The organism is Shimia sp. Alg240-R146 (assembly GCF_947331465.1).
Lineage (GTDB): Bacteria > Pseudomonadota > Alphaproteobacteria > Rhodobacterales > Rhodobacteraceae > Shimia.
The window spans coordinates 542,826-562,359 of sequence record NZ_CAMZOK010000003.1; the positions used below are offsets into that span (position 1 = coordinate 542,826).

Genomic DNA, 19,534 nt, shown 5'->3' on the forward strand with positions numbered 1-19,534 from the left:
TTTTTTCGGCGACGGACCGCCGACGTCCCCCCGTATAACTGTGGCCCTTCACGGAAAAACCGATCAGAGAGCCCTTATGACACTTTTGCCTGATAAAACCGTGCTGAACCGCTACTTGCCCACGATCCTTTTTGCGGTCATCGCTGCAGGTGTGGTCGGCGCGTTTTATGGCTACATCATGTCCCAGATCGTGGGGCGCGACTTCTCCGCCAAGGTGCTGATGTGGGGCGCAAGCCGCGGCATCTTTGTCGCGCTTGCCGTGCTGACACTGGAACTTTTGGTGCATCGCGGCCCTGTACAGCGCCGGATGCGCGCGATGGCCTTTGTGCCCGCCTTTATCCTGCGCTCGATCATCACCTCAACCCACCTTATCGCCGCCCTCGCGCTCAGCCACTGGCTCTATTCACCGGACTGGGCCAACTTCTGGATGTGGGTACAACGTGGCCTGCCACGCGATTTTTTCTTTGCCGCTAGCACCGCGTTTGTCGTGCAGCTGATCCTCCAGTCAAAACGGCTTGTAGGCGGCCGGACCCTGCGCCACTTCCTGATGGGGCGCTACAACCGCCCGGTACAGGAAGACCGCATTTTTGTGTTGGCCGATCTGGTGGGGTTCACCGCCATGGCCGACAAGCTGGGCAATCAGCGCAGCCTCGAGCTGGTATCGGGCTTCTTTCTGGATCTCGACCCGACGATCCACAATTACGGCGCCATGATCCACAACTATGTCGGCGACGAAGTTGTCATGAGCTGGCGCGACCGCGGCAGTGTCAAAAATGGCCGCGCCGTGCGCTGTGTGCGCGATATGATCGCAAAAACCGCTGAAGTGCAGGCAAAATACCTCGACACATTCGGCGTCGCCCCCACCCTGCGCATCGGCATGGCGGCGGGTCCCGTCGCCGTTGGTGAATGCGGTTGGGAAAAACGGCAAGTGATCTATATCGGCGACACAATCAACACCGCCAAGCGGCTTCAGGATGCCTGCAAACCCTATGGCGTGTCTGTAATGACCGACGCCGACACCTTGGCTCGTATGGACATGCCTGACCAAATGACGGTCACGGAAATGGGTCGCACCACACTCAGGGGGCGCGAAACAGAGACCCTGATGATGGCGCTCGGCAAAGACACTGGTCCCTATTCTCTGCCCGCTTTGGGAAACTGATCCCGCCCCCCTGTCAATCCGCGCAGATGCGCTTAGATTGGGCGCAACAACACGCAAACAGGGTACTTACATGACCGATACATACACGCCCCCCAAAGTCTGGACATGGGACTCGGAAAGTGGCGGCAAATTCGCCAGTATCAACCGCCCCATCGCAGGCCCGACCCAAGACAAAGACCTGCCGCGCGGCGAACATCCCTTTCAGCTTTATTCCTTGGCCACGCCCAACGGCGTCAAAGTCACTGTGATGTTCGAAGAGTTGTTGGCGGCCGGTCACACCGGCGCGGAATATGACGCCTATCTGGCGAACATCAGCGAGGGCGATCAGTTCGGCTCCGGCTTTGTCGACGTGAACCCGAACTCCAAAATTCCGGCGTTGATGGATGTGTCCGGCGACAAAGAAGTCCGCGTTTTTGAAAGCGGCGCGATCCTGCTGCATCTTGCCGAGAAATTTGACGCCTTCCTTGGTCCCAAGGAAAACCGCGCCGAAATGATCAGCTGGCTGTTCTGGCAAATGGGCAGCGCGCCTTATCTGGGTGGCGGCTTTGGCCATTTCTACGCCTATGCACCGGAGAAATGGGAATACCCGATCAACCGCTTTGCCATGGAAACCAAACGCCAACTTGACGTATTGAACCGCCAATTGGCCGACAACAAGTTCATCGCAGGCGACGACTACACCATCGCCGATATTGCGATTTGGTCCTGGTACGGCCAGCTTGTACTTGGTCGCCTCTACAGCGCGGCGGAGTTCCTCGATGTGGAAAGCTATGAGCACGTGCAACGCTGGGCCAAGGCGATCGACGCGCGTCCTGCTGTTACGCGCGGCCGCATGGTCAATCGAGCGTGGGGTGAGCCGAACGAGCAGCTGCGCGAACGTCATGCTGCGGAGGACTTCGAAACCCGCACGCAGGACAAGCTGGAACCAGAAGAGGGCTAGGCCGACCGCGGGCGCATCCGCCCGCTTTCCAGCGCAAACAACAGGAGTGCGGCGCCAAGAGAGAGCGCCGCCCCCGCCACGGCCACACCGCCATAACCGATGGTCTCCGCAAATCCCGCAAACAAACCTGACGCCACCAGCGTGCCGCCAAAATGCGACATGGAGATCAACGAACTGCCCGCACCCGGCCGATGCTCTACCAATGACTGAATGTACCCGACCGGCACCGACAGGATGATGCCCGCGCCGATGCCAAACGGCAGGATTAACCACCACGCCGCCGCCATTGATGGCACCACCGCAAGGGCCGCGAAACTGATTGCGTAAATGACTGCTCCGCCCAGAATGACAGACACTCTTGAAAAACGCCTCAGCAACAGAGCTCCAGCCAACATGACCGGCAGTTCCACCATCGCCACGCCGCCGGAAAACCAGCCGATGTCGCTCTCTTGTCCGCCCAGCCGCGTCACCACCAGCAGCCCCAGCAAAATATTATATAGCCCGTTGGCCGAGGTCACAGCCGTGATCAGCCCCAGCCGGACCAGCACCGCAGGCGCCACCACCTCGCGCACCGCCTCGCCAAACGTCAGGCCCGAACCGCCGCCGTCATCTCCGGTATCTTTGGGCCACATCCGAAAGACCACGGCCAGCACCAGCACATTCGCCACCGCCAGCGTCCAATAGACCGCCAAAAGGTCCACACCACGCGCCAGCGCCAAGGCCCACAACGGAGGCGTGATCGCAAATGTGCCCGCAAACCCCGCACGCACCAGCGACAGCCCCACGTCCTTGTCGATCTGCGGATTGCGGTCCGCGGCCACAGCTGCCAGCGCGAAATACTGGGTGAATGTCGTCGCCGCGATTGGGAAAAGCACCATATGCACCACCACAAACGCCGCCGCTGTCGGCCAGACTGCCATCAGAATGCCCGCAACGATGCCCACGCCGATACAGGCCAACAAGATCGCGCGATACCGCTGTGTCTGATCCACGATGATGCCGATCACAACTGAGGCGATCACGCTGAATAATGCGCCTGCTGTCACCACAAATGCATAGACCGCGTTGCCGAATCCTAGCCGCTCAATTGCGATCACAGATTGGAACGGCGCCACCGAGGCAACAGCCGGCCCCATCAAGAGAATGCAGACAAAAGCGACCCGCAATAGGGGGTCATTCAAGGCGCGAAGAAAAATCAAAGCGAGATCCAATCAAGGCGCAGCAGGTGCGCCGAGCAAGCAAAACATGACTGTTTGGCGATATCAACTCCGTCATTCCCGACGCGGCCCACTTACAAAAGACCCCGCGTCGCGCCCGGTGTGAAACATTGGACAGCACGCGCCGACTTCTGCAGACTTCACAGCAACTCAATTTGACCAGCCGGAGACTGACATGGATTTTCTGCGCACACCCGAAGACCGTTTCAACGGCCTGCCAAACTACGACTTTGCCGCCAATTACAAAACCATCGACGACACCGATGGCGGCAAGTTGCGCGTGCATTATCTGGACGAAGGCCCAAGCGACGCGAACCCCATCCTTGTGATGCACGGCGAGCCGACGTGGTGCTATCTCTACCGCCACATGATCCCGATCTTCGCGGATGCCGGCCATCGCGTCGTCGCGCCCGATCTGGTTGGGTTTGGCCGCTCCGACAAACCCACCAAACGCACGGATTACACCTATCAGCGCCATGTCGACTGGATGAGCGACTGGCTTAGGCAGGTCGATCTGACAAACATCACTCTGGTCTGTCAGGACTGGGGCGGTCTAATCGGCCTGCGCCTTGTGGCCGCCATGCCCGAACGGTTCGCCCGCGTCGTGGTTGCCAACACCGCACTGCCGACGGGCGACCAACCTATGGGCAAAGCCTTTGAGGGCTGGCGCGAGTTTTCGCAAACGACGCCCATCTTCAACACCGGCAAAATCGTCTACGGCGGCACCACCTCCAAACTGACCGAGGCCGAAGTGGCCGCCTACGACGCGCCCTTCCCGGACGAAACCTACAAAGAAGGCGCGCGTCAGTTCCCGATGTTGGTCCCAGCCAGCCCCGACGACCCAGCGGCGCAACCCAACCGCGACGCTTGGAAAGTGCTGATGGGGCTGGACATCCCCGTGCTGACCGCCTTTGGCTCTGATGACAAGATCATGGCGGGCGTGGACAAGGTCTTCCAGAAATTGATGCCCGGCGCGGCGGATCAGCCCCACACCATCCTCGAAGGTGGCAACCACTTCCTGCAAGAAGATGTCGGCGCTGAGTTGGCGCAGGTGACACTCGACCTCATCGAACGGACATAAACTCATAACATCCCGTAAAACCGGACTTTCCCGCTGTTGGGCATTCCTCTAGGTTGTATCCAATTGCATTCAAAGAGGTTTTCCCGATGGCATGGTCCGAAATTCTGACGTTTTCCTTTGTCGCAGCGCTTCTGGTCATGTCCCCCGGCCCCAACAGCGTGCTGATCGCCAAAACCGTACCCACCTCGGGCCGCAGCGCGGGCTTTGCCAATGTCGCCGGATTTGTTGCCGCCTTCTACCTGCACGGCGCCATGTCCGTGCTCGGCATCTCGATCCTTCTGATGCAATCCGCGCTCGCCTTTTCCGTCGTAAAATACCTCGGCGCGGCCTATCTCTGCTGGATTGGCATCAAAGCCCTGATCGCGGCCTTCCGCGGCGTGGAACCTGCCGCAAGCACCGCCCCCGCCAAACGCAAACGCACCCTTGCCAAAGCCTTCACCGAAGGCTTCCTCACCAACGCGCTCAACCCGAAGGTCTCGATGTTTTACCTCGCCGCCTTCCCGCAGTTCATCACGCTGGGCGAAACCACCGCGGCTGCGTCTTTCCTGCTCGTGTTCATCCACTCGATGATCAACGCGCTGTGGTTTGGCGCCATGGTCCTGTTGCTCGCGCGCCTGTCGCAGGCCGCCCAAAACCCCCGCTTCCAGCGCTGGCTCAAAGGTGTGACTGGCGTTGTCTTCCTCGGCTTCGGCGCCAAACTCGCCACCATGCGCGCGACGTAACCCCACAAACGCAACAGATGAAAATTTCCAAAATGACCCAGACCCACCTTATCGCTACCTTCACGGTTGCAATTCTCCTGATGTCCTGCGCGACCGCCCCCCAACCCGCGGGTGAGGCCGCGGTGTTTGACGTCTCCGCACGCACGTCAGACGGCCGCGCCCTGACCGGTCTCTCCGTCTTCCGACCGGGCCAGCCCGACGCCTTCTGCATGCGCAACAAGACACTTGCCTGCAAAGGTGAAATCCCGTTTTCCACACGCCCCGGCGCGGAAATTTCCTTCCCTTTCACCTGTGACGATGGCACCGAGGGCTTTGGCACCATGTATCGCAAGCAGGTCGGCCGCCTGATCATCCCGACCCACGGGAAGGCAAGTTTTGACAGCGGGATCACGGCCGATGTCGCCGTTTCCCTAAACCGCCGCACCAAAGGCGAGACTTTCGAAGACATCGAAGCTTGCAACAGGCTCTAGTTTAGAGCCGCCACCATCATCGCATTTTGAACATGCATCAGGTACGCCTTCGCTGGTGTCGCCACGCACGCCTCGTGCACCATCGCCGCCGCGTCTACTTCTTCCCCACGGGTCACAGGCGGGCAAGGAATGAACAGAACATCAGACCGGCAGCGATCCAACAGCGCGCCGGTCACCGCATACCCGGGCACCTTCTGACCTGCCGCCATCGCCCAGCAATCAGTGACGATCACGTCCGCGTCCCAAAACGCCGTTTCATCCTGCGTCACCACACAACCAGCCGGCAATTCCTCCGCGCTAAATCCCTGCGCTGCCGGACACCATTGCGTCACCGAAATCGGCAAGACCCGCGCCGCTTCCAGCCAGGACCGCGCGATATTGCCCTTCGGTCCCGCAACCACAACCTTCAGCCCGTCCAAAGCCCCCCGTTGCGACAAAACGAAGGCCAGATCGCCCAGCACCTCGCAGGGATGGTTGTCATGGGTGCGCAAGTTCACCACTGGAAAATCCGCCGCCTCGGCAAATACCTGCAATTGCGACAGCCGCGGCGTGCGCACTGCCATCAGGTCGCACCAATTGCCCAGATACCCCGCCAGATCCTCGACGGCCTCACCACCCTCAAGCGTCGCGCCCGTGTCGACACAGACCGCCCCCATCTCTGCTGCACCAAACTTCAGCGCAGTCGGATTGCGCCACCCCGGCAGTTCGGCAATCAACCCGATCCGCCGCCCCTTGAGCGCCGCCGGCATCCGCCGCGCGTCCCAATCACGTGCCATTTGCAAAGACCGATCCAACACCGCCTCCACACCGGCGCGAGCCAGATCATCCACCCGTAGAAGATGCGTCACCATCAGGCCGCTCCCAACATCATCTCCGCCGCCTTCTCGCCAATCATGATCGACGGCGCATTGGTGTTGCCCGATGTGATCGCCGGCATCACCGAGGCATCCACCACCCGCAAACCATCCAGCCCGCGCATCCGCAACGCGCCATCCAAAGGCGCAGCCGCGTCACTGCCCATCCGCACCGTGCCGACAGGATGGAATATTGTCGTGCCGATATCGCCGGCCGCACGGGCCAGCGCGGCCTCATCCTGCGCCGTAATCCCCGGCTTCATTTCCTCCGGCGCGTATTTCGCCATCGGCCCCTGCTCCATGATCGCCCGCGCCTGCCGGATCGCGGCCACAGCAACCGCGCGATCGCCCTCCGTTGCCAAATAATTCGGCGCAATCTCAGGCGCATCCTCCGGGTTCGCGGACACTATCCGCACATTTCCCCGACTTTCAGGCCGCAGATTGCAGACGCTCGCGGTGATGGCCGGAAAATCATGCAATGGCTGCCCAAACGCCTCAAGGCTCAACGGTTGCACATGGTATTCAAGATCAGGTGTCGCCAAATCAGGCCGCGACTTGGTGAACGCCCCCAACTGGCTCGGCGACATCGACATTGGCCCCGTGCGGCGCGCCAGATATTCCATCCCGATCTTGGCTTTGCCCCACAGGCTTGCAGACATGGTGTTCAGCGTCTTGGCACCTTGCAATTTCCATGCACAGCGCAATTGCAAATGATCCTGCAAATTGGCCCCGATCCCGGGCATCTCATGCTGTACGGTGATGCCATGTTGCTGCAGCAACTCACCCGGCCCGACTCCGGATAACTGCAAAATCTGCGGCGAGTTCACAGCCCCCGCAGACAGCACAACCTCCCCCGCGCAACGCGCTTGCTTCAACACGCCATTCTGACGATACTCCACGCCCACAACGCGCCCGTCCTCAATCAAAAGTCGGGTGGTATGCGCCTGGGTTTCAACCTTCAATCTCTGCTTGGCAGGCCGCAAAAACGCCTTCGCCGTGTTCCAGCGCCAGCCGTTCTTCTGGTTCACCTTGAAATAGCCGACGCCTTCGTTGTCGCCGGTGTTAAAGTCATCCGTGCGCGGCACACCCGCCGCTTCTGCCGCCGCCATCCAGTCGTCCAGCACATCCCAATGCAGGCGTTGCTCGTTCACGTGCCATTCGCCACCCACGCCATGCATCTCGCTTGGCCCGTCCATGTAATCCTCGGATTTCTTGAAAAGCGGTAGCACATCATCCCACCCCCATCCGGGCAGACCCATTTGCCGCCATCCGTCATAATCCGCCGCCTGCCCTCGCAGATACAGCATGCCGTTGATCGACGAACATCCCCCCAAAACCTTGCCACGCGGATAGATCAACGACCGCCCGTTCAGCCCCGCATCCGGCGCCGTTTTATACATCCAATCGGTGCGCGGATTGCCGATGCAATACAGATAGCCCATCGGGATATGGATCCAGTGATAGCTGTCGCGCCCACCGGCCTCCAGCAACAGCACTTTGCGCCCCCCCTCTGCCAGCCGCGCCGCGACAACGCAGCCCGCACTGCCCGCGCCCACTACAATGTGATCCCACTCCATGTCGCCTCTTTCCGCGCGCCCGCGCTTGTTCTTGGACCCCCGTTTTCTTTCTGGCCAAAATACCCTGGGGGAGTCGCCGTTTGCGGCGACGGGGGCAACGCCCCAAAAGCCTCACACCGGCAAAGCCGTCGTCTTGAACACCGTGCGCAAAGCAAAGCTCGACTGCATTTGCGCGACTCCCGGCAACCGCGCCAAATGCTGGCGGTGAATGCGCGCAAAATCCTCGGTATCCTCCGCCACAACTTTCAGAATGTAGTCTGCGGTTCCGGCCATCAAATGACATTCCAAAACATCCGGTATGCGCGCCACGCTTTTTTCAAACGCATCGAGCACTTCGTCCGCTTGCCCCGACAGTGTGATCTCGACAAAAACCGTGGTTGGAACATCCATCTTGCGCGGATCCAACAGCGCGACGTAGTCGCGGATATACCCTTCCGCCTCCAGCCTGTGCACGCGTCGATGACACGCAGAGGCCGACAGATTCACCCGATCTGATAGCTCCGCATTGGACACCCGACCTTGCTTTTGCAAGACTCTCAAAATCCGACGATCCGTCTGATCAATTGTCACTTGACGATCACTCCTTGCTTCTTGGGCCAAGTTATTCGAAGAATCTTCGAAAGCCAAGTTTTCAAACCGCCCAAAAATCAAGCAAATTCCACATCCCGCTCCCTACCTTTACCCTAGGTCCAATCAGGAGAGCGACATGAAGATCGGCTGCCCCACAGAAATCAAACCTCAGGAATTCCGCGTCGGTATGACGCCTGATGCTGCGCGCGAAGCGGTGGCACATGGCCACGCCGTTTTGATCCAATCCGGCGCTGGAAATGGCGCGGGCTTTACGGATGAAGACTACACCACCGCCGGCGCAACCATCATCGGCACTGCCGCCGAAGTCTTTGCACAAGCCGACATGATCGTGAAAGTCAAAGAGCCGCAAGCCGGTGAGCGCAAAATGCTGCGCGAGGGCCAGCTGCTCTTTACCTATCTGCACCTCGCCCCCGATCCTGAGCAGACCAAAGACCTGCTGGCGTCCGGCTGCACCGCGATTGCCTATGAAACTGTGACCGACGACCGCGGTGGCCTGCCCCTGCTGGCGCCGATGTCCGAAGTGGCCGGACGCCTTGCGCCACAAGTTGGTGCTTGGACTTTGCAAAAGGCCAACGGCGGTCGCGGCGTTCTGATGGGCGGCGTACCGGGTGTGGCCCCGGCCAAGGTTGTGGTGATCGGCGGTGGCGTTGTTGGCACCCATGCGGCCAAAATCGCCGCCGGCATGGGCGCGGATGTGACTGTTCTGGACCGTTCTTTGCCTCGTCTGCGTTACCTTGATGACGTCTTTGGCGGCACCTTCAAAAATCAATACTCCACCGCGGGTGCAACCGCCGAACTGGTCCGCGAGGCCGACATGGTAATTGGCGCCGTGCTGATCCCGGGCGCGGCCGCGCCCAAACTTGTCACCCGCGCGCAATTGTCTGAAATGAAACCCGGCGCCGCGCTTGTGGACGTGGCGATTGATCAGGGCGGCTGTTTTGAAACTTCCCGTGCCACCACCCACGCAGACCCGATCTACGAGGTCGACGGCATCATGCATTACTGCGTCGCCAACATGCCCGGCGCGGTGGCCCGCACCTCAACCCAAGCGCTTGGCAACGCGACGCTGCCGTTCCTGCTGAACCTCGCCAACAAGGGCTGGAAACAGGCCTGCGAGGACGACCCGCACCTTCTGAACGGCCTGAACGTTCATGCGGGTCAGCTGACGTATTATGCGGTGGGCAAGGCGCTTGGCATCGACGTGATTTCTCCAACGCTAGCGCTCAAAAGTTGATCGCTCAGCCAAACAACCTGTGACGAACTCCGCCCCGGCCTCAGTGTCGGGGCTTCACGACCGGGGCACCGTTCGCCGCGCTAACACCGCGCTCAGCCCGATCCAACACCGACGCGTTGCAAAACCCCAAGATTCGCTTCGTTACCAACAAAAAGGGCGAGAGCAAAATTGCTCCCGCCTTCTGCTTTTCCAACCATCGCACGATAGCATTACGCCTCGCGCTTGATCTCCACTGTATGCGGATAGGGGATCGAAATCCCGCCCGCGTCAAAGGCCTCTTTCACCGCCTGCGTAAAGCCGAATTTAAGCTCCCAGAAATCATCCGCCTGACACCATATCCGCGCCGTAATGTCGACCGAACTGTCGCCAAGATTGGTGACCCGCGCCCAGGATTCCGGATCTTTCAAAACCCTCTCGTCTTTGGCCGCGCACTCCAGAATTATCGCGCGCGCCTTCTCGATGTCATCGCCATAATCGATGCCGAAAACCACATCCACGCGGCGCGTGTCATGCGCTGAATAGTTGGTAATGACCGCGCCCCAGGCCTGACCGTTTGGCACAATGATCTGAACATTGTCCGGTGTTTTCAACTCGGTCACAAACAGGTTCAAGTCCACCACAGTGCCCGCTGTACCGCCGATGTCCACATATTGACCCAGCTTATAGGGACGGAACAGGATCAGCATAAACCCGGCCGCCAGATCGCTTAGTGTGCCTTGCAGCGCCAGACCAATGGCCAGTGTTGCTGCGCCCATCATCGCCACAAGCGAGGTCGCTTCGATGCCAAAGATGCCCAGAATGGCAACCAGCACCATAAGCAGGATCACCCAACGCACTACGCTGGCGGCAAAATTGCCCAGTGTATTGTCGATCTCGGGTGACGCATTTACCCGTTTGCGCACCACAGAACTCACCCAACCGGCTACAATCCAGCCGATCACCAGCACCACCAGTGCCTTGCCTGCTGCCATCACCAGCGGGCCAAAGCTCGCAACTTGTTCCATAACTGTCTCCACCTGTCACTCTCCGTAGGCAAACCATCACATTTGCCGCCCCTAAAACGAAACATGGCGGCCAGGCGCAAGCCCCAACCGCCATGACCTAACGATACCCGTCTTACTTGTTCAGCGCGTCACGGATCTCAAGCAACACATCCAGCTCGCTTGGCCCTGCTGGAGCTTCCTCGGCTGGCGCCTCTTCTTCGGCTTCGGCCGCTGCTTCTTTGACCTTGTTCACATAGCGCACCAGCATGAACACCACGAACGCGATGATCAGGAAGTTGATGATCGCCATCACAAAGGCACCCCAGGCAAACACCGCTGCGCCAGCTTCCCGCGCAGCCTCAAGGCTGGCGCCTTCGGCCACTTCACCGGCGAGAACCACATACATGTTGGTGAAATCCACACCCCCCATGAACAGTCCCACAAACGGGTTGATCAAATCGCCCACCATCGATTTTACAATCGCGGTGAACGCTGCGCCGATGATGATCCCAACGGCCATATCCATCACATTGCCCTTGGCAATGAAATCCTTGAATTCTTGCATCATTGTCTTCGTTCCCTTCCCTGTATGTCGCGCTTTTTGCTCTTCTTTGGCTGCGCGCACGAACATTAACATGTTCGGATTCGCACGGATAGGCTTGTGGTTTCAGGGGAAAAAGCCCCTATCTTCCCCATACACGCGACAGGAGAAGACATGACCAACGTCACAGACCACCCGATCAACGCCCGCTGGCCCGCCGAAAACCCCGATGTGATCCAGCTTTATTCCTTTCCCACGCCCAACGGTGTGAAAGCGTCCATTGCCCTTGAGGAGCTTGGCCTGCCTTACGAGGCGCATCTGGTGACATTGTCAGATGCCGACGTCAAAAGCCCCGAGTTTCTCGCGCTGAACCCCAATAACAAAATCCCTGCGATCATCGACCCCAACGGACCGGACGGCGAGATGGTCACGCTTTTTGAAAGCGGAGCGATCCTGATTTATTTGGCAGAGAAAGCTGGAAAATTGCTGGGCAACTCAGCCGGTGAAAAGGCGCAGATCATCCAGTGGCTAATGTTCCAGATGGGCGGCGTTGGCCCGATGTTTGGCCAGATGGGTTTCTTCGTAAAGTTCGCGGGATCCGAGATCGAAGACCCCCGCCCTCGCGAGCGCTACGTGAATGAGGCCAAGCGCCTGCTCGGCGTGATGGAGAAACAGCTAGAAGGTCAGGACTGGATCGCAGGCGATTTCTCTATTGCCGACATCGCGCTCGCCCCTTGGATCGGGGCGCTGGATTTCTATGGCGCGAAACCCTTGGTGGGTTTTGACGATTTCCCCAATGTGGCCGCTTACGTCGATCGCTTTATGGCGCGACCTGCGGTTCAAAAAGGCCGCAACATCCCACCGCGCCCCTAATCCGAGACGTGAAAAAGGGGGCAGTCTGCCCCCTTGCTTGCACCGCACCTTCGCAAGCTACGCCCGAAGGTATTTACAGCGCCAAAAGCCTAGGGCAGCTGTGCCGTCAAAACATAACGCAGCATCTGCGCCACGGCCTTTGGCTCATCCGTAACAGCCAACGCCGCAGCGTGTACTTCCTTGAGGGCGTGCTGATGCTCCGGTTGGCTGACCACGATGATGCTTTTGCCAAGCGCGCTGGCATAGCCTGCGTCAAACGCCGCATTCCACTGTTTGTACTTCTCGCCAAAGCGCACCACGACCACGTCCGCCATCTCGACCCCGCGCCGCGTGCGGATCGCGTTCAGCTTGGCGCCTTTGTGGTCGTGCCAGAATTTGTTGTCCTCAGCGCCCATAATCGCCACGCCGCAATCGTCGCTTGCCGCATGATCTGTGACCGGACTGTCAAACACCACATCCAGACCTTCGCAGGCCGCGATGATCTGCTCGCGCCAGTCGGTATGGATCTCGCCACTCAGGTAAACACTTAGGGTCATGAAAACTCTCCTTTTGGATTTGAAGAGGTGATAGCGCCTTGCGCCGCCCGCGCCAATCGCGAACCGACCTGAAGCAGTTTCAGAGTTTGCGCGCGACGATGTAACGGCTTGGCGGGCGCACCGGAAAATTGCCGGTTTCCACGATCTCAAACCCCGCGTTTGAGATCATACTTTCCAGCTCACTCACGTGCAGAAAACGCACAAACGGTGCTTTGCCAAGCCACTGCAACATAGGAATCGCCAGTTTCATCAAGCCAAATTTCAGACCCAAACCGGGTTCCGCGATACAAGGCGTCTTGGATATGAACAGCCCACCGGATTTCACACGCCACGCGATGTCGGCCAGATCAGCGTCCAGATCATCTACCAAATGCAAAAGATTGTGCGCCAGCACGACATCAAATGGTCCCTCCGGCGCAGTGGACGCCGCCGCGTTGGCAAAGCTGATGTTGCTGACGCCGGCCTCAATCGCGCGTTCGCGCCCGATGTCCAGCATCTCGCCGGATATGTCGGTCGCCGTGATGTGTTTCACCCCGTCCGCCAGCGTGATTGCCGTGCTGCCCGTGCCCGCGCCAAGCTCAAGGGCGTGGTCGCTGTCTTTCAAGTAACTGCGCGTGCGCCCCAGCGTGTATTCATACGCTGGCACATCATCGATCGGCCGTTCGGCATAGCCACGCGCCTGTTTGTCCCAAAAATTTGCTGCACTCGTCATAACTCTCTCCTTCGTTGCCTCTAAGATAGTCATGCGCAAACACATGTGAATTGCCGAAATTCGCAAGTACGTTATACAAATATGCATGAAGGATTTTGACTGGAACCACATCCGCGCCTTTTTGGCGACCGCCGAAGACGGATCTCTCAGCGCGGCAGCACGGCGGCTCGGGCTGACGCAACCGACCCTTGGGCGACAGGTGTCTGCCTTGGAGGCCGATCTTGGCGTGCTGCTGTTTGAACGGGTTGGACGTTCACTGCGCCTTACAGATGCCGGCGCGGAATTGCTGGGGCATGTGCGCGCGATGGGCGCGGCCGCCGACCGTGTGTCTCTTGCCGCGTCGGGCCAAAACCAGACCATCGAGGGCCGCGTGGCAATCACCGCCAGCGACGTGTTTTCTGCGTATCTGTTGCCCCCGATTCTCACCCGCCTGCGTCAGCTTGCCCCCAAGCTGGTGATCGACGTCGTGGCCGGAGATGACATCCGCGACATCCTGCGCCGCGAGGCCGATATCGCCATCCGCCATGTGCGTCCTGAACAACCCGACCTGATCGCCCGCCTGATCCGCGACGCAAACGGGTATTTCTATGCCGCGCCCGACTATCTTGACCGGCGCGGTCGTCCCAGATCCCTCGCGGATCTGAAAACCCATGATTTCATCGGGTTTTCCGACAACGACCGCATGCTTGAATATTTGCACCCTCTGGGCTTTCCGATCACCCATGACAATTTTCGCGCCGGCTCTGCCAGCGGCCTTGTGGCGTGGGAACTCTGCCGTCAGGGCTTTGGCATTGCGCCGATGGCCGAGGAGGTAGCGGCCAAATCAACGGGCGTAGAACGCATTCTGCCGGACCTCGCGCCGATCACCTATCCGATCTGGCTGACCACGCACCGCGAGCTGCATACCAGCCGAAAAATCCGGCTGGTGTTTGATGTGTTGGCTGAAGCCCTCGCCAAAGGCTAAAGCGCGCGAGTCATCATCACGCGATTGCCGTCACGGCCTGTCTCTTGCCAGCCAAGATGATGGTAAAGCGCGATATTTCCAGCCAGATCGACGTGTGTCGCCAATGCGATCTCGCTACATCCAGCTTCTTGCGCCAGGGCCACTGCATGGCCGATCAGCTTACCGCCCAGCCCTTTGCCCCGAGCATCAGGAGACACCGCGACATTCATCAGATGCGCCTTGGGCGGCGCCAAAGCCACCATCAAAACACCCTGCACCTCGGCGCGCCCAGTGACCCAGATTTGACCCGCCGCAATGGCGCGGTCAATCCCGCCAGACACATCCGGCAAGACCACGCCTTGGTCGCGATAAGGTTGGTAGGCGGCGTCGATCAACCGCGCGATGGCTTCTGCTTCATAGGCGTGGGCCAAGCGCGGTATCATTGATCAACCCCGCAGCGCGCCGCCGGTGGCCTTACTGACCTTCTCGACGATTTTGGCGGCCACCGCTTCGATATCCGCTTCTTTCAGCGTTGTCGTTGTGGGTTGCAAACGCACAGTGATGGCGAGGGATTTTTTGCCCTCGCCCAAGCTGCCGCCAATGAACTCGTCAAAGACGCGCACCTCATCAATCAGCGCTTTATCCGCACCGGCTGCGGCGTTCACAAGGTTCACCGCTTCAACATCCGCATCCACCACAAAGGCAAAGTCACGCTCAACCGCTTGCAGATCCGCCATGGTCACAGCACCACGCGAGGCCGACTTCTTCTTCGGCATCGGGATCTCTGCAAGATGAATGGCAAAGGCCACAACAGGCCCCTTCACGTTCATCTCGCTCAGAACTTTGGGGTGCAACTCACCAAAGGCGCCCAGCACCTTTTTCGGGCCCAGACCCACCTTGGCGCTGCGGCCCGGATGCCACCAGCCATTGGTGCCACGGTTGTAGGTCAGCTTCGTCGGCGCGCCCAGCGCGTCGAGAATGGCTTCCATATCCGCCTTGGCATCATACAGGTCCACGCCACGGCTCTCGCCATGAATGTCCTTGCCCACAGTCCGGCCCACCAGAATGCCGGTCAGGATGTTTTCCTGCTCGCCGGGCTCACCGCCATGGAACACCGCGCCACATTCAAACAGCGCCATGTCGTTGAACCCACGCGCCTGATTGCGCGCTGCGGCCTGCAAAAGACCCGGCAACAGCGACGGGCGCATATGGCTCATCTCGCTGGAAATCGGGTTCTCCAGCATCGTTGCATCATCCCCGCCGCCAAACAGCTCTGCTGCGGCTTTGTCGATGAAGCTGTAGGTCACACATTCGTTGTAGCCCAAAGACGCCGTCGTGCGCCGCGCAACTTGTTCGCGCTTCTGCATTGGCGACAGGATCTGTTCGGGCAAACCCGCCGTCACTCGCGGCATTGGCTTGCCTTCGAGTTTGGTCAACGAGGCCACGCGTGCAACCTCTTCCACCAGATCGGCCTCACCACGCACATCAGGGCGCCAGCTTGGCACGTGCGCCATGTCGCCTTCGATCACAAAACCCAAGGCCGTCAGCGTCGCGCGCTGCGTCTCAGCCGGGATTTCCATACCCACCAGCGACTGCACGCGGTCAGTATCAAGCTTATAGGCGCGGCTTACGTCCGGCACGTCGCCCGCAACCACCAAATTGGACGGCTCACCACCGCACAAATCGATGATCATCTGTGTCGCGTCGTCCATCGCCTGCATGTTGTAGGCCGGATCAATGCCGCGCTCGTTGCGATAACGGGCGTCGGAATTCACCTTCAGGCCACGGCCCGTATAGGCGATTTGGATCAGATCCCAGACAGCGGCTTCAAGGAACACGTTGGTGGTTGCCTCGGTACAGCCGGTCGCCAGACCGCCCATAATGCCACCAATGGACTCAACGCCGTCGTCATCGCTGATGACAACCATGCCGTCGGCAAAGGTGTATTCTTTTTCGTCCAGCCCCACGAGCGTCTCGCCGCCCTTAGTGCGATGCACACGCAGATCGCCCTTGACCTTGTCGGCGTCAAACACGTGCAGCGGGCGGTTGCGATCATAGGTGAAGAAGTTGGTGATATCGACCAGCGCAGAAATCGGACGCAGGCCAATCGCGGTCAGGCGGTCCTGCAACCACTGCGGCGAGGGGCCGTTCTTCACGCCTTTGATCAGACGGCCGGCAAAGACTTCGCAGCCGTCCGTTGCCGCATCGGCGTCGATGCTCACAGACAGCGGGCTGTCGAACAGGCCTTCGACAGACGCGGTTTTTGCAGGCTTCATTTTTCCCAGACCGCGCGCTGCAAGATCCAGGGCGATGCCACGTACGCCAAGCGCGTCAGGACGGTTCGGGGTGATCGCGATTTCAATCATCGTGTCGACCTTGGCCGGATCATTTTCCGCCAGCCAGTCCACGAACTTGTCGCCGACTTCGCCAGACGCAAGCTCGATAATGCCATCGTGCTCGTCGCTCAGTTCAAGCTCTTTTTCGGATGCCATCATGCCGTGGCTTTCGACGCCGCGGATGTTGCCAACCTTGATGGTCAGATCGAGACCCGGAATGTACATGCCCGGCTTACAGACCACGACGGTGATGCCTTCACGTGCATTGGGCGCGCCACAGATGATCTGTTTCTCACCTTCATCGGTCGCAACCTGACACACCCGCAGCTTGTCCGCATCGGGGTGTTTCTCGGCTTTCACCACTTTGCCAAGTGTAAACTCTGTCAACCGGTCCGCCGGATTGGCAACTTCCTCGACCTCAAGGCCAAGGTCGGTCAGCGCTTCGACGATCTCGTCAACGCTTGCAGTGGTGTCCAAGTGGTCTTTCAGCCAGGAAAGAGTGAATTTCATCGCGCCGTTCCGCCAGTCAAATAAGGGTCAGAAAGGGCAATAGCGGATATGGGCAAAAGGGGAAAGGGCGCATTGCCCCTGAGGCTCGCAAACTGCGAGACTCACTTGGTGTTTTGATAATGGCCAGACTTGACGCATAGTAACCCTCAGGGATGACAGGGAGCTTGGCCATGGCCGCTAAGGACAACGGCGTAAAAACCGCCTATTTCGTGATTGCAGACATATCCGGATACACAAAGTTCATGGCCGAAACGCCAATAGAACACGCCAAGGGTATTCTGGAATCTCTGTTTGGCGATCTGGTGCCGGCGATCCGCGCGCCGCTTGAGGTCTCGGGCCTGCAAGGCGACGCGGTCTTTGCCTACGCTTTTGAAAGCGACGTCATGACCAAACAGTTCATTCTGGACTTCGCCGAGCAGCTTTACTGCGTGTTCGCGCGGTCGAAAGAAAAGATGATTCTGAACACCAGTTGCCCCTGTGACGCCTGCGCCAATGTCGAAGATCTGGAGCTCAAGATCGTCGTTCATCACGGCGATTGCGTTATTCAGGAAACCGGCGGGCGACAGGAACTGGCAGGGCAGGACGTGATCACCGCATTCCGCCTGCTGAAAAACTCGGTCAAAGAGCGCACCGGCCTGAACGCCTACACGTTGGTGTCTTGTGATGCGCTGCGCTCAATGGACATGAAAGATCTCTTTGACGAAAGTGACTTCTACACGGAAGACATCGAACACATCGGCGAGGTCGAATACGTCGTGCGCGACATGCGCAAAGCATGGGAGCGCCGCCGCACCGTTGATCGGACCTTTGTTGAGGCCGGCAGCGACCTCCTGATTGAGGAATGGATGATACCGCTGCCTGTCAGCCCCGAAGTCGCCTTTACCATCTGCACACGACCCGACCTGCGCGCGGAATGGATTGGCGCAGACAAGGTGGATCTGTTGAATACCAACAAAGGCAAAATCGAGCCCGGCACTATGTATCATTGCTACCATGGTGATGACTTGTTTCCCTTCGAAATCGTAGACTGGAGCCCGGGCGACTATGTGACGGGACGCTACAATCTGCCGATGGGGCTATCGATGCTGGAAACGATGGAACTAATGGAGATGGGCGACGGAACCATGGTCAAGCTGCGCTTTGCCAAGCCAAAGTCGGCGAAACTCATGGGCAAATTGATGAGCGCTATGGTTCAGAAGAAGCTCAAATCCATCATCATCCCGGACAAGGAAAATCGGGTGACCAAAATGACTGCCTTAGGCAAGAAACTCGCGTCGGAAACCGCGCCCGTGCCAGCCTAGGCCTGCCCGCGTCCCGCCGCTTCCTCTTGCCAGAAATATCCCGGGGTGAGCGCGCCAGCGCGAGGGGCAGCGCCCCTTAGTGCGCCCGCGCCCGCACATGCGCCAGCCAATTGGCGAGTTCGCGCGTGCGCACACCGGGAACCAAGCTGTCAGCCTGCCCGCCCAATCGAACCGTGGCGTCGGGATCAGTGTCAGCCACCTTCAAAAACGGTGTCAGGTCTTCGCCGTCGCCAAACACGCCGCGCCCGCCACTGGCACCTGCCACATCAAGCGCCGTCATTTCTGGGTGGTATTGAACGCCCCAAAAATCGACACCACCCGCCTCATAGGCCATCGCCTGAACCGGTGAATGGGCATTGCCTGCCAGCAAAACGGCACCATCCGGCAGGGCCTGAACCTCGTCGCGGTGTACGCACGGCACGCAATAGCCGTCGTGCCTGCCCACCATCATCGGATGCAACTTGCCCGCCTCTGTCGGGGCGATCTCTTTGGCAAGGCCGATCTCCATCCCGTTTGGTGACGCCCCCACCGCGCCGCCCAGTACCACGGCTGCCAGTTGCAATCCGTTGCATGAGCCCCACACCGGACGTCCGGTGTCAAACACCTGCGTCATTGACGCCCGCAAAGGCGCAGCTTCCTCTGCATCCGTCGCCCAAGCCACGCCGGAACCGGAGAAAACAACCCCGTCGATGCCGTCCAGTGCATCGTCTGCCAGCGGCGCGGCATAAGGGCATTCCACAGAGATGCGCAACTCCGGCGCGAGACCCTGAAACGCCCGCAAAAACGGCACAGCGCCTGATTTACCCTTGGCCAGCAAATCAGGCGTATTGCTTTCAATGATGAGAATCGAAGTCATGGCGGCGCTCCTTTTCACGAAAGCCTAGCACCATGCCCAAGCCCCAGTCGCCTGTTCGCGACATGGGTTTCAAAAAACGCGCCACGAAAAAGGGC

The 19,534-nt window shown here is 59.4% G+C and carries 20 protein-coding genes; 9 read left to right on the forward strand and 11 right to left on the reverse strand.

The features are described 5' to 3' along the window. Nucleotides 1-76: 76 nt before the first annotated feature. Both PG871_RS18250 and yghU read left to right on the forward strand, forming a co-directional pair. On the forward strand, nucleotides 77-1,162 hold the full coding sequence (locus tag PG871_RS18250) for an adenylate/guanylate cyclase domain-containing protein (RefSeq protein ID WP_270732022.1): 1,086 nt from the start codon (nucleotides 77-79) through the stop codon (nucleotides 1,160-1,162). 70 nt (nucleotides 1,163-1,232) lie between these two features. Next, the gene (gene yghU / locus PG871_RS18255) at nucleotides 1,233-2,102 is read left to right on the forward strand and encodes a glutathione-dependent disulfide-bond oxidoreductase (RefSeq protein ID WP_270732025.1); all 870 of its coding nucleotides are present in this window, start codon (nucleotides 1,233-1,235) and stop codon (nucleotides 2,100-2,102) included. Here the strand turns inward: yghU and PG871_RS18260 are convergent. Further along, complete coding sequence (locus tag PG871_RS18260) at nucleotides 2,099-3,313, reverse strand: MFS transporter (RefSeq protein ID WP_333559691.1); 1,215 nt, start codon at nucleotides 3,311-3,313, stop codon at nucleotides 2,099-2,101. The genes yghU and PG871_RS18260 overlap by 4 nt on opposite strands. A 181-nt stretch (nucleotides 3,314-3,494) precedes the next feature. On the opposite strand from PG871_RS18260, the gene PG871_RS18265 reads away from it, so the two are divergent. The 3 genes from PG871_RS18265 to PG871_RS18275 all read left to right on the forward strand — a co-directional run bounded on the left by PG871_RS18265 (nucleotide 3,495) and on the right by PG871_RS18275 (nucleotide 5,592). Next, entirely contained in the window at nucleotides 3,495-4,400 is a 906-nt protein-coding gene (locus tag PG871_RS18265) for a haloalkane dehalogenase (RefSeq protein WP_270732030.1), read from the forward strand. A gap of 86 nt (nucleotides 4,401-4,486) precedes the next feature. Next, complete coding sequence (locus PG871_RS18270; protein WP_270732033.1) at nucleotides 4,487-5,122, forward strand: LysE family translocator; 636 nt, start codon at nucleotides 4,487-4,489, stop codon at nucleotides 5,120-5,122. A gap of 32 nt (nucleotides 5,123-5,154) precedes the next feature. Continuing rightward, entirely contained in the window at nucleotides 5,155-5,592 is a 438-nt protein-coding gene (locus PG871_RS18275; protein WP_270732035.1) for a hypothetical protein, read from the forward strand. Here the strand turns inward: PG871_RS18275 and PG871_RS18280 are convergent. From PG871_RS18280 to PG871_RS18290, 3 genes are all read right to left on the reverse strand, one after another. Continuing rightward, a complete protein-coding gene (locus PG871_RS18280) occupies nucleotides 5,589-6,443 on the reverse strand; it encodes an ornithine carbamoyltransferase (protein ID WP_270732037.1) in 855 nt (284 codons plus the stop codon). The genes PG871_RS18275 and PG871_RS18280 overlap by 4 nt on opposite strands. After that, nucleotides 6,443-8,023, reverse strand: coding sequence for a GMC family oxidoreductase (locus PG871_RS18285; RefSeq protein WP_270732038.1), 1,581 nt, complete (start codon nucleotides 8,021-8,023; stop codon nucleotides 6,443-6,445). The genes PG871_RS18280 and PG871_RS18285 overlap by 1 nt, the downstream gene beginning before the upstream one ends. A 111-nt stretch (nucleotides 8,024-8,134) precedes the next feature. Then, entirely contained in the window at nucleotides 8,135-8,593 is a 459-nt protein-coding gene (locus PG871_RS18290) for an Lrp/AsnC family transcriptional regulator (RefSeq protein WP_270732040.1), read from the reverse strand. A 136-nt stretch (nucleotides 8,594-8,729) separates the two neighbouring features. On the opposite strand from PG871_RS18290, the gene ald reads away from it, so the two are divergent. Beyond that, a complete protein-coding gene (ald, locus tag PG871_RS18295) occupies nucleotides 8,730-9,848 on the forward strand; it encodes an alanine dehydrogenase (RefSeq protein WP_270732044.1) in 1,119 nt (372 codons plus the stop codon). Between the two features lie 209 nt (nucleotides 9,849-10,057). Here ald and PG871_RS18300 read toward each other — a convergent pair whose 3' ends face one another. Next, nucleotides 10,058-10,852: a mechanosensitive ion channel family protein gene (locus tag PG871_RS18300; protein ID WP_443020512.1), complete on the reverse strand. Its 795-nt coding sequence runs from the start codon at nucleotides 10,850-10,852 to the stop codon at nucleotides 10,058-10,060. A gap of 112 nt (nucleotides 10,853-10,964) precedes the next feature. Continuing rightward, nucleotides 10,965-11,399, reverse strand: a complete 435-nt coding sequence (mscL, locus tag PG871_RS18305) for a large conductance mechanosensitive channel protein MscL (protein WP_270732049.1) — start codon at nucleotides 11,397-11,399, stop codon at nucleotides 10,965-10,967. A gap of 147 nt (nucleotides 11,400-11,546) precedes the next feature. On the opposite strand from mscL, the gene PG871_RS18310 reads away from it, so the two are divergent. Then, nucleotides 11,547-12,245 carry a glutathione S-transferase family protein gene (locus tag PG871_RS18310; protein WP_270732053.1) on the forward strand — a complete coding sequence of 233 codons (699 nt, stop codon included), beginning with the start codon at nucleotides 11,547-11,549 and terminating at the stop codon, nucleotides 12,243-12,245. An 89-nt stretch (nucleotides 12,246-12,334) separates the two neighbouring features. Here PG871_RS18310 and PG871_RS18315 read toward each other — a convergent pair whose 3' ends face one another. Together PG871_RS18315 and PG871_RS18320 are read right to left on the reverse strand one after the other, a co-directional pair. Further along, nucleotides 12,335-12,781, reverse strand: a complete 447-nt coding sequence (locus tag PG871_RS18315) for a YtoQ family protein (RefSeq protein WP_270732055.1) — start codon at nucleotides 12,779-12,781, stop codon at nucleotides 12,335-12,337. A 79-nt stretch (nucleotides 12,782-12,860) separates the two neighbouring features. Continuing rightward, entirely contained in the window at nucleotides 12,861-13,493 is a 633-nt protein-coding gene (locus tag PG871_RS18320; protein WP_270732056.1) for a class I SAM-dependent methyltransferase, read from the reverse strand. An 85-nt stretch (nucleotides 13,494-13,578) separates the two neighbouring features. On the opposite strand from PG871_RS18320, the gene PG871_RS18325 reads away from it, so the two are divergent. Next, on the forward strand, nucleotides 13,579-14,457 hold the full coding sequence (locus tag PG871_RS18325) for a LysR family transcriptional regulator (protein ID WP_270732058.1): 879 nt from the start codon (nucleotides 13,579-13,581) through the stop codon (nucleotides 14,455-14,457). Here the strand turns inward: PG871_RS18325 and PG871_RS18330 are convergent. Beyond that, complete coding sequence (locus PG871_RS18330; RefSeq protein ID WP_270732059.1) at nucleotides 14,454-14,879, reverse strand: GNAT family N-acetyltransferase; 426 nt, start codon at nucleotides 14,877-14,879, stop codon at nucleotides 14,454-14,456. The genes PG871_RS18325 and PG871_RS18330 overlap by 4 nt on opposite strands. 3 nt (nucleotides 14,880-14,882) lie before the next feature. Then, entirely contained in the window at nucleotides 14,883-17,282 is a 2,400-nt protein-coding gene (gene pheT / locus PG871_RS18335) for a phenylalanine--tRNA ligase subunit beta (RefSeq protein ID WP_270732060.1), read from the reverse strand. 170 nt (nucleotides 17,283-17,452) lie between these two features. Here pheT and PG871_RS18340 point away from each other — a divergent pair, with 170 nt between their 5' ends. Then, nucleotides 17,453-18,583: a DUF2652 domain-containing protein gene (locus PG871_RS18340; protein ID WP_270732062.1), complete on the forward strand. Its 1,131-nt coding sequence runs from the start codon at nucleotides 17,453-17,455 to the stop codon at nucleotides 18,581-18,583. Between the two features lie 76 nt (nucleotides 18,584-18,659). Here the strand turns inward: PG871_RS18340 and PG871_RS18345 are convergent, their stop codons facing one another. After that, nucleotides 18,660-19,439, reverse strand: a complete 780-nt coding sequence (locus tag PG871_RS18345; RefSeq protein ID WP_270732065.1) for a type 1 glutamine amidotransferase — start codon at nucleotides 19,437-19,439, stop codon at nucleotides 18,660-18,662. Nucleotides 19,440-19,534 lie beyond the last annotated feature (95 nt).

Bases quoted from the DNA above. Each gene is read 5' to 3' on its own strand.
- PG871_RS18285 (WP_270732038.1), bottom strand. From the start codon at position 8,023: ATGGAGTGGGATCACATTGTAGTGGGCGCGGGCAGTGCGGGCTGCGTT.
- PG871_RS18320 (WP_270732056.1), bottom strand. From the start codon at position 13,493: ATGACGAGTGCAGCAAATTTTTGGGACAAACAGGCGCGTGGCTATGCC.
- PG871_RS18315 (WP_270732055.1), bottom strand. From the start codon at position 12,781: ATGACCCTAAGTGTTTACCTGAGTGGCGAGATCCATACCGACTGGCGC.
- ald (WP_270732044.1), top strand. From the start codon at position 8,730: ATGAAGATCGGCTGCCCCACAGAAATCAAACCTCAGGAATTCCGCGTC.
- PG871_RS18250 (WP_270732022.1), top strand. From the start codon at position 77: ATGACACTTTTGCCTGATAAAACCGTGCTGAACCGCTACTTGCCCACG.
- PG871_RS18280 (WP_270732037.1), bottom strand. From the start codon at position 6,443: ATGGTGACGCATCTTCTACGGGTGGATGATCTGGCTCGCGCCGGTGTG.
- PG871_RS18265 (WP_270732030.1), top strand. From the start codon at position 3,495: ATGGATTTTCTGCGCACACCCGAAGACCGTTTCAACGGCCTGCCAAAC.
- PG871_RS18325 (WP_270732058.1), top strand. From the start codon at position 13,579: ATGAAGGATTTTGACTGGAACCACATCCGCGCCTTTTTGGCGACCGCC.
- PG871_RS18330 (WP_270732059.1), bottom strand. From the start codon at position 14,879: ATGATACCGCGCTTGGCCCACGCCTATGAAGCAGAAGCCATCGCGCGG.
- PG871_RS18300 (WP_443020512.1), bottom strand. From the start codon at position 10,852: ATGGAACAAGTTGCGAGCTTTGGCCCGCTGGTGATGGCAGCAGGCAAG.
- pheT (WP_270732060.1), bottom strand. From the start codon at position 17,282: ATGAAATTCACTCTTTCCTGGCTGAAAGACCACTTGGACACCACTGCA.
- PG871_RS18270 (WP_270732033.1), top strand. From the start codon at position 4,487: ATGGCATGGTCCGAAATTCTGACGTTTTCCTTTGTCGCAGCGCTTCTG.
- yghU (WP_270732025.1), top strand. From the start codon at position 1,233: ATGACCGATACATACACGCCCCCCAAAGTCTGGACATGGGACTCGGAA.
- PG871_RS18340 (WP_270732062.1), top strand. From the start codon at position 17,453: ATGGCCGCTAAGGACAACGGCGTAAAAACCGCCTATTTCGTGATTGCA.
- PG871_RS18275 (WP_270732035.1), top strand. From the start codon at position 5,155: ATGACCCAGACCCACCTTATCGCTACCTTCACGGTTGCAATTCTCCTG.
- mscL (WP_270732049.1), bottom strand. From the start codon at position 11,399: ATGATGCAAGAATTCAAGGATTTCATTGCCAAGGGCAATGTGATGGAT.
- PG871_RS18345 (WP_270732065.1), bottom strand. From the start codon at position 19,439: ATGACTTCGATTCTCATCATTGAAAGCAATACGCCTGATTTGCTGGCC.
- PG871_RS18310 (WP_270732053.1), top strand. From the start codon at position 11,547: ATGACCAACGTCACAGACCACCCGATCAACGCCCGCTGGCCCGCCGAA.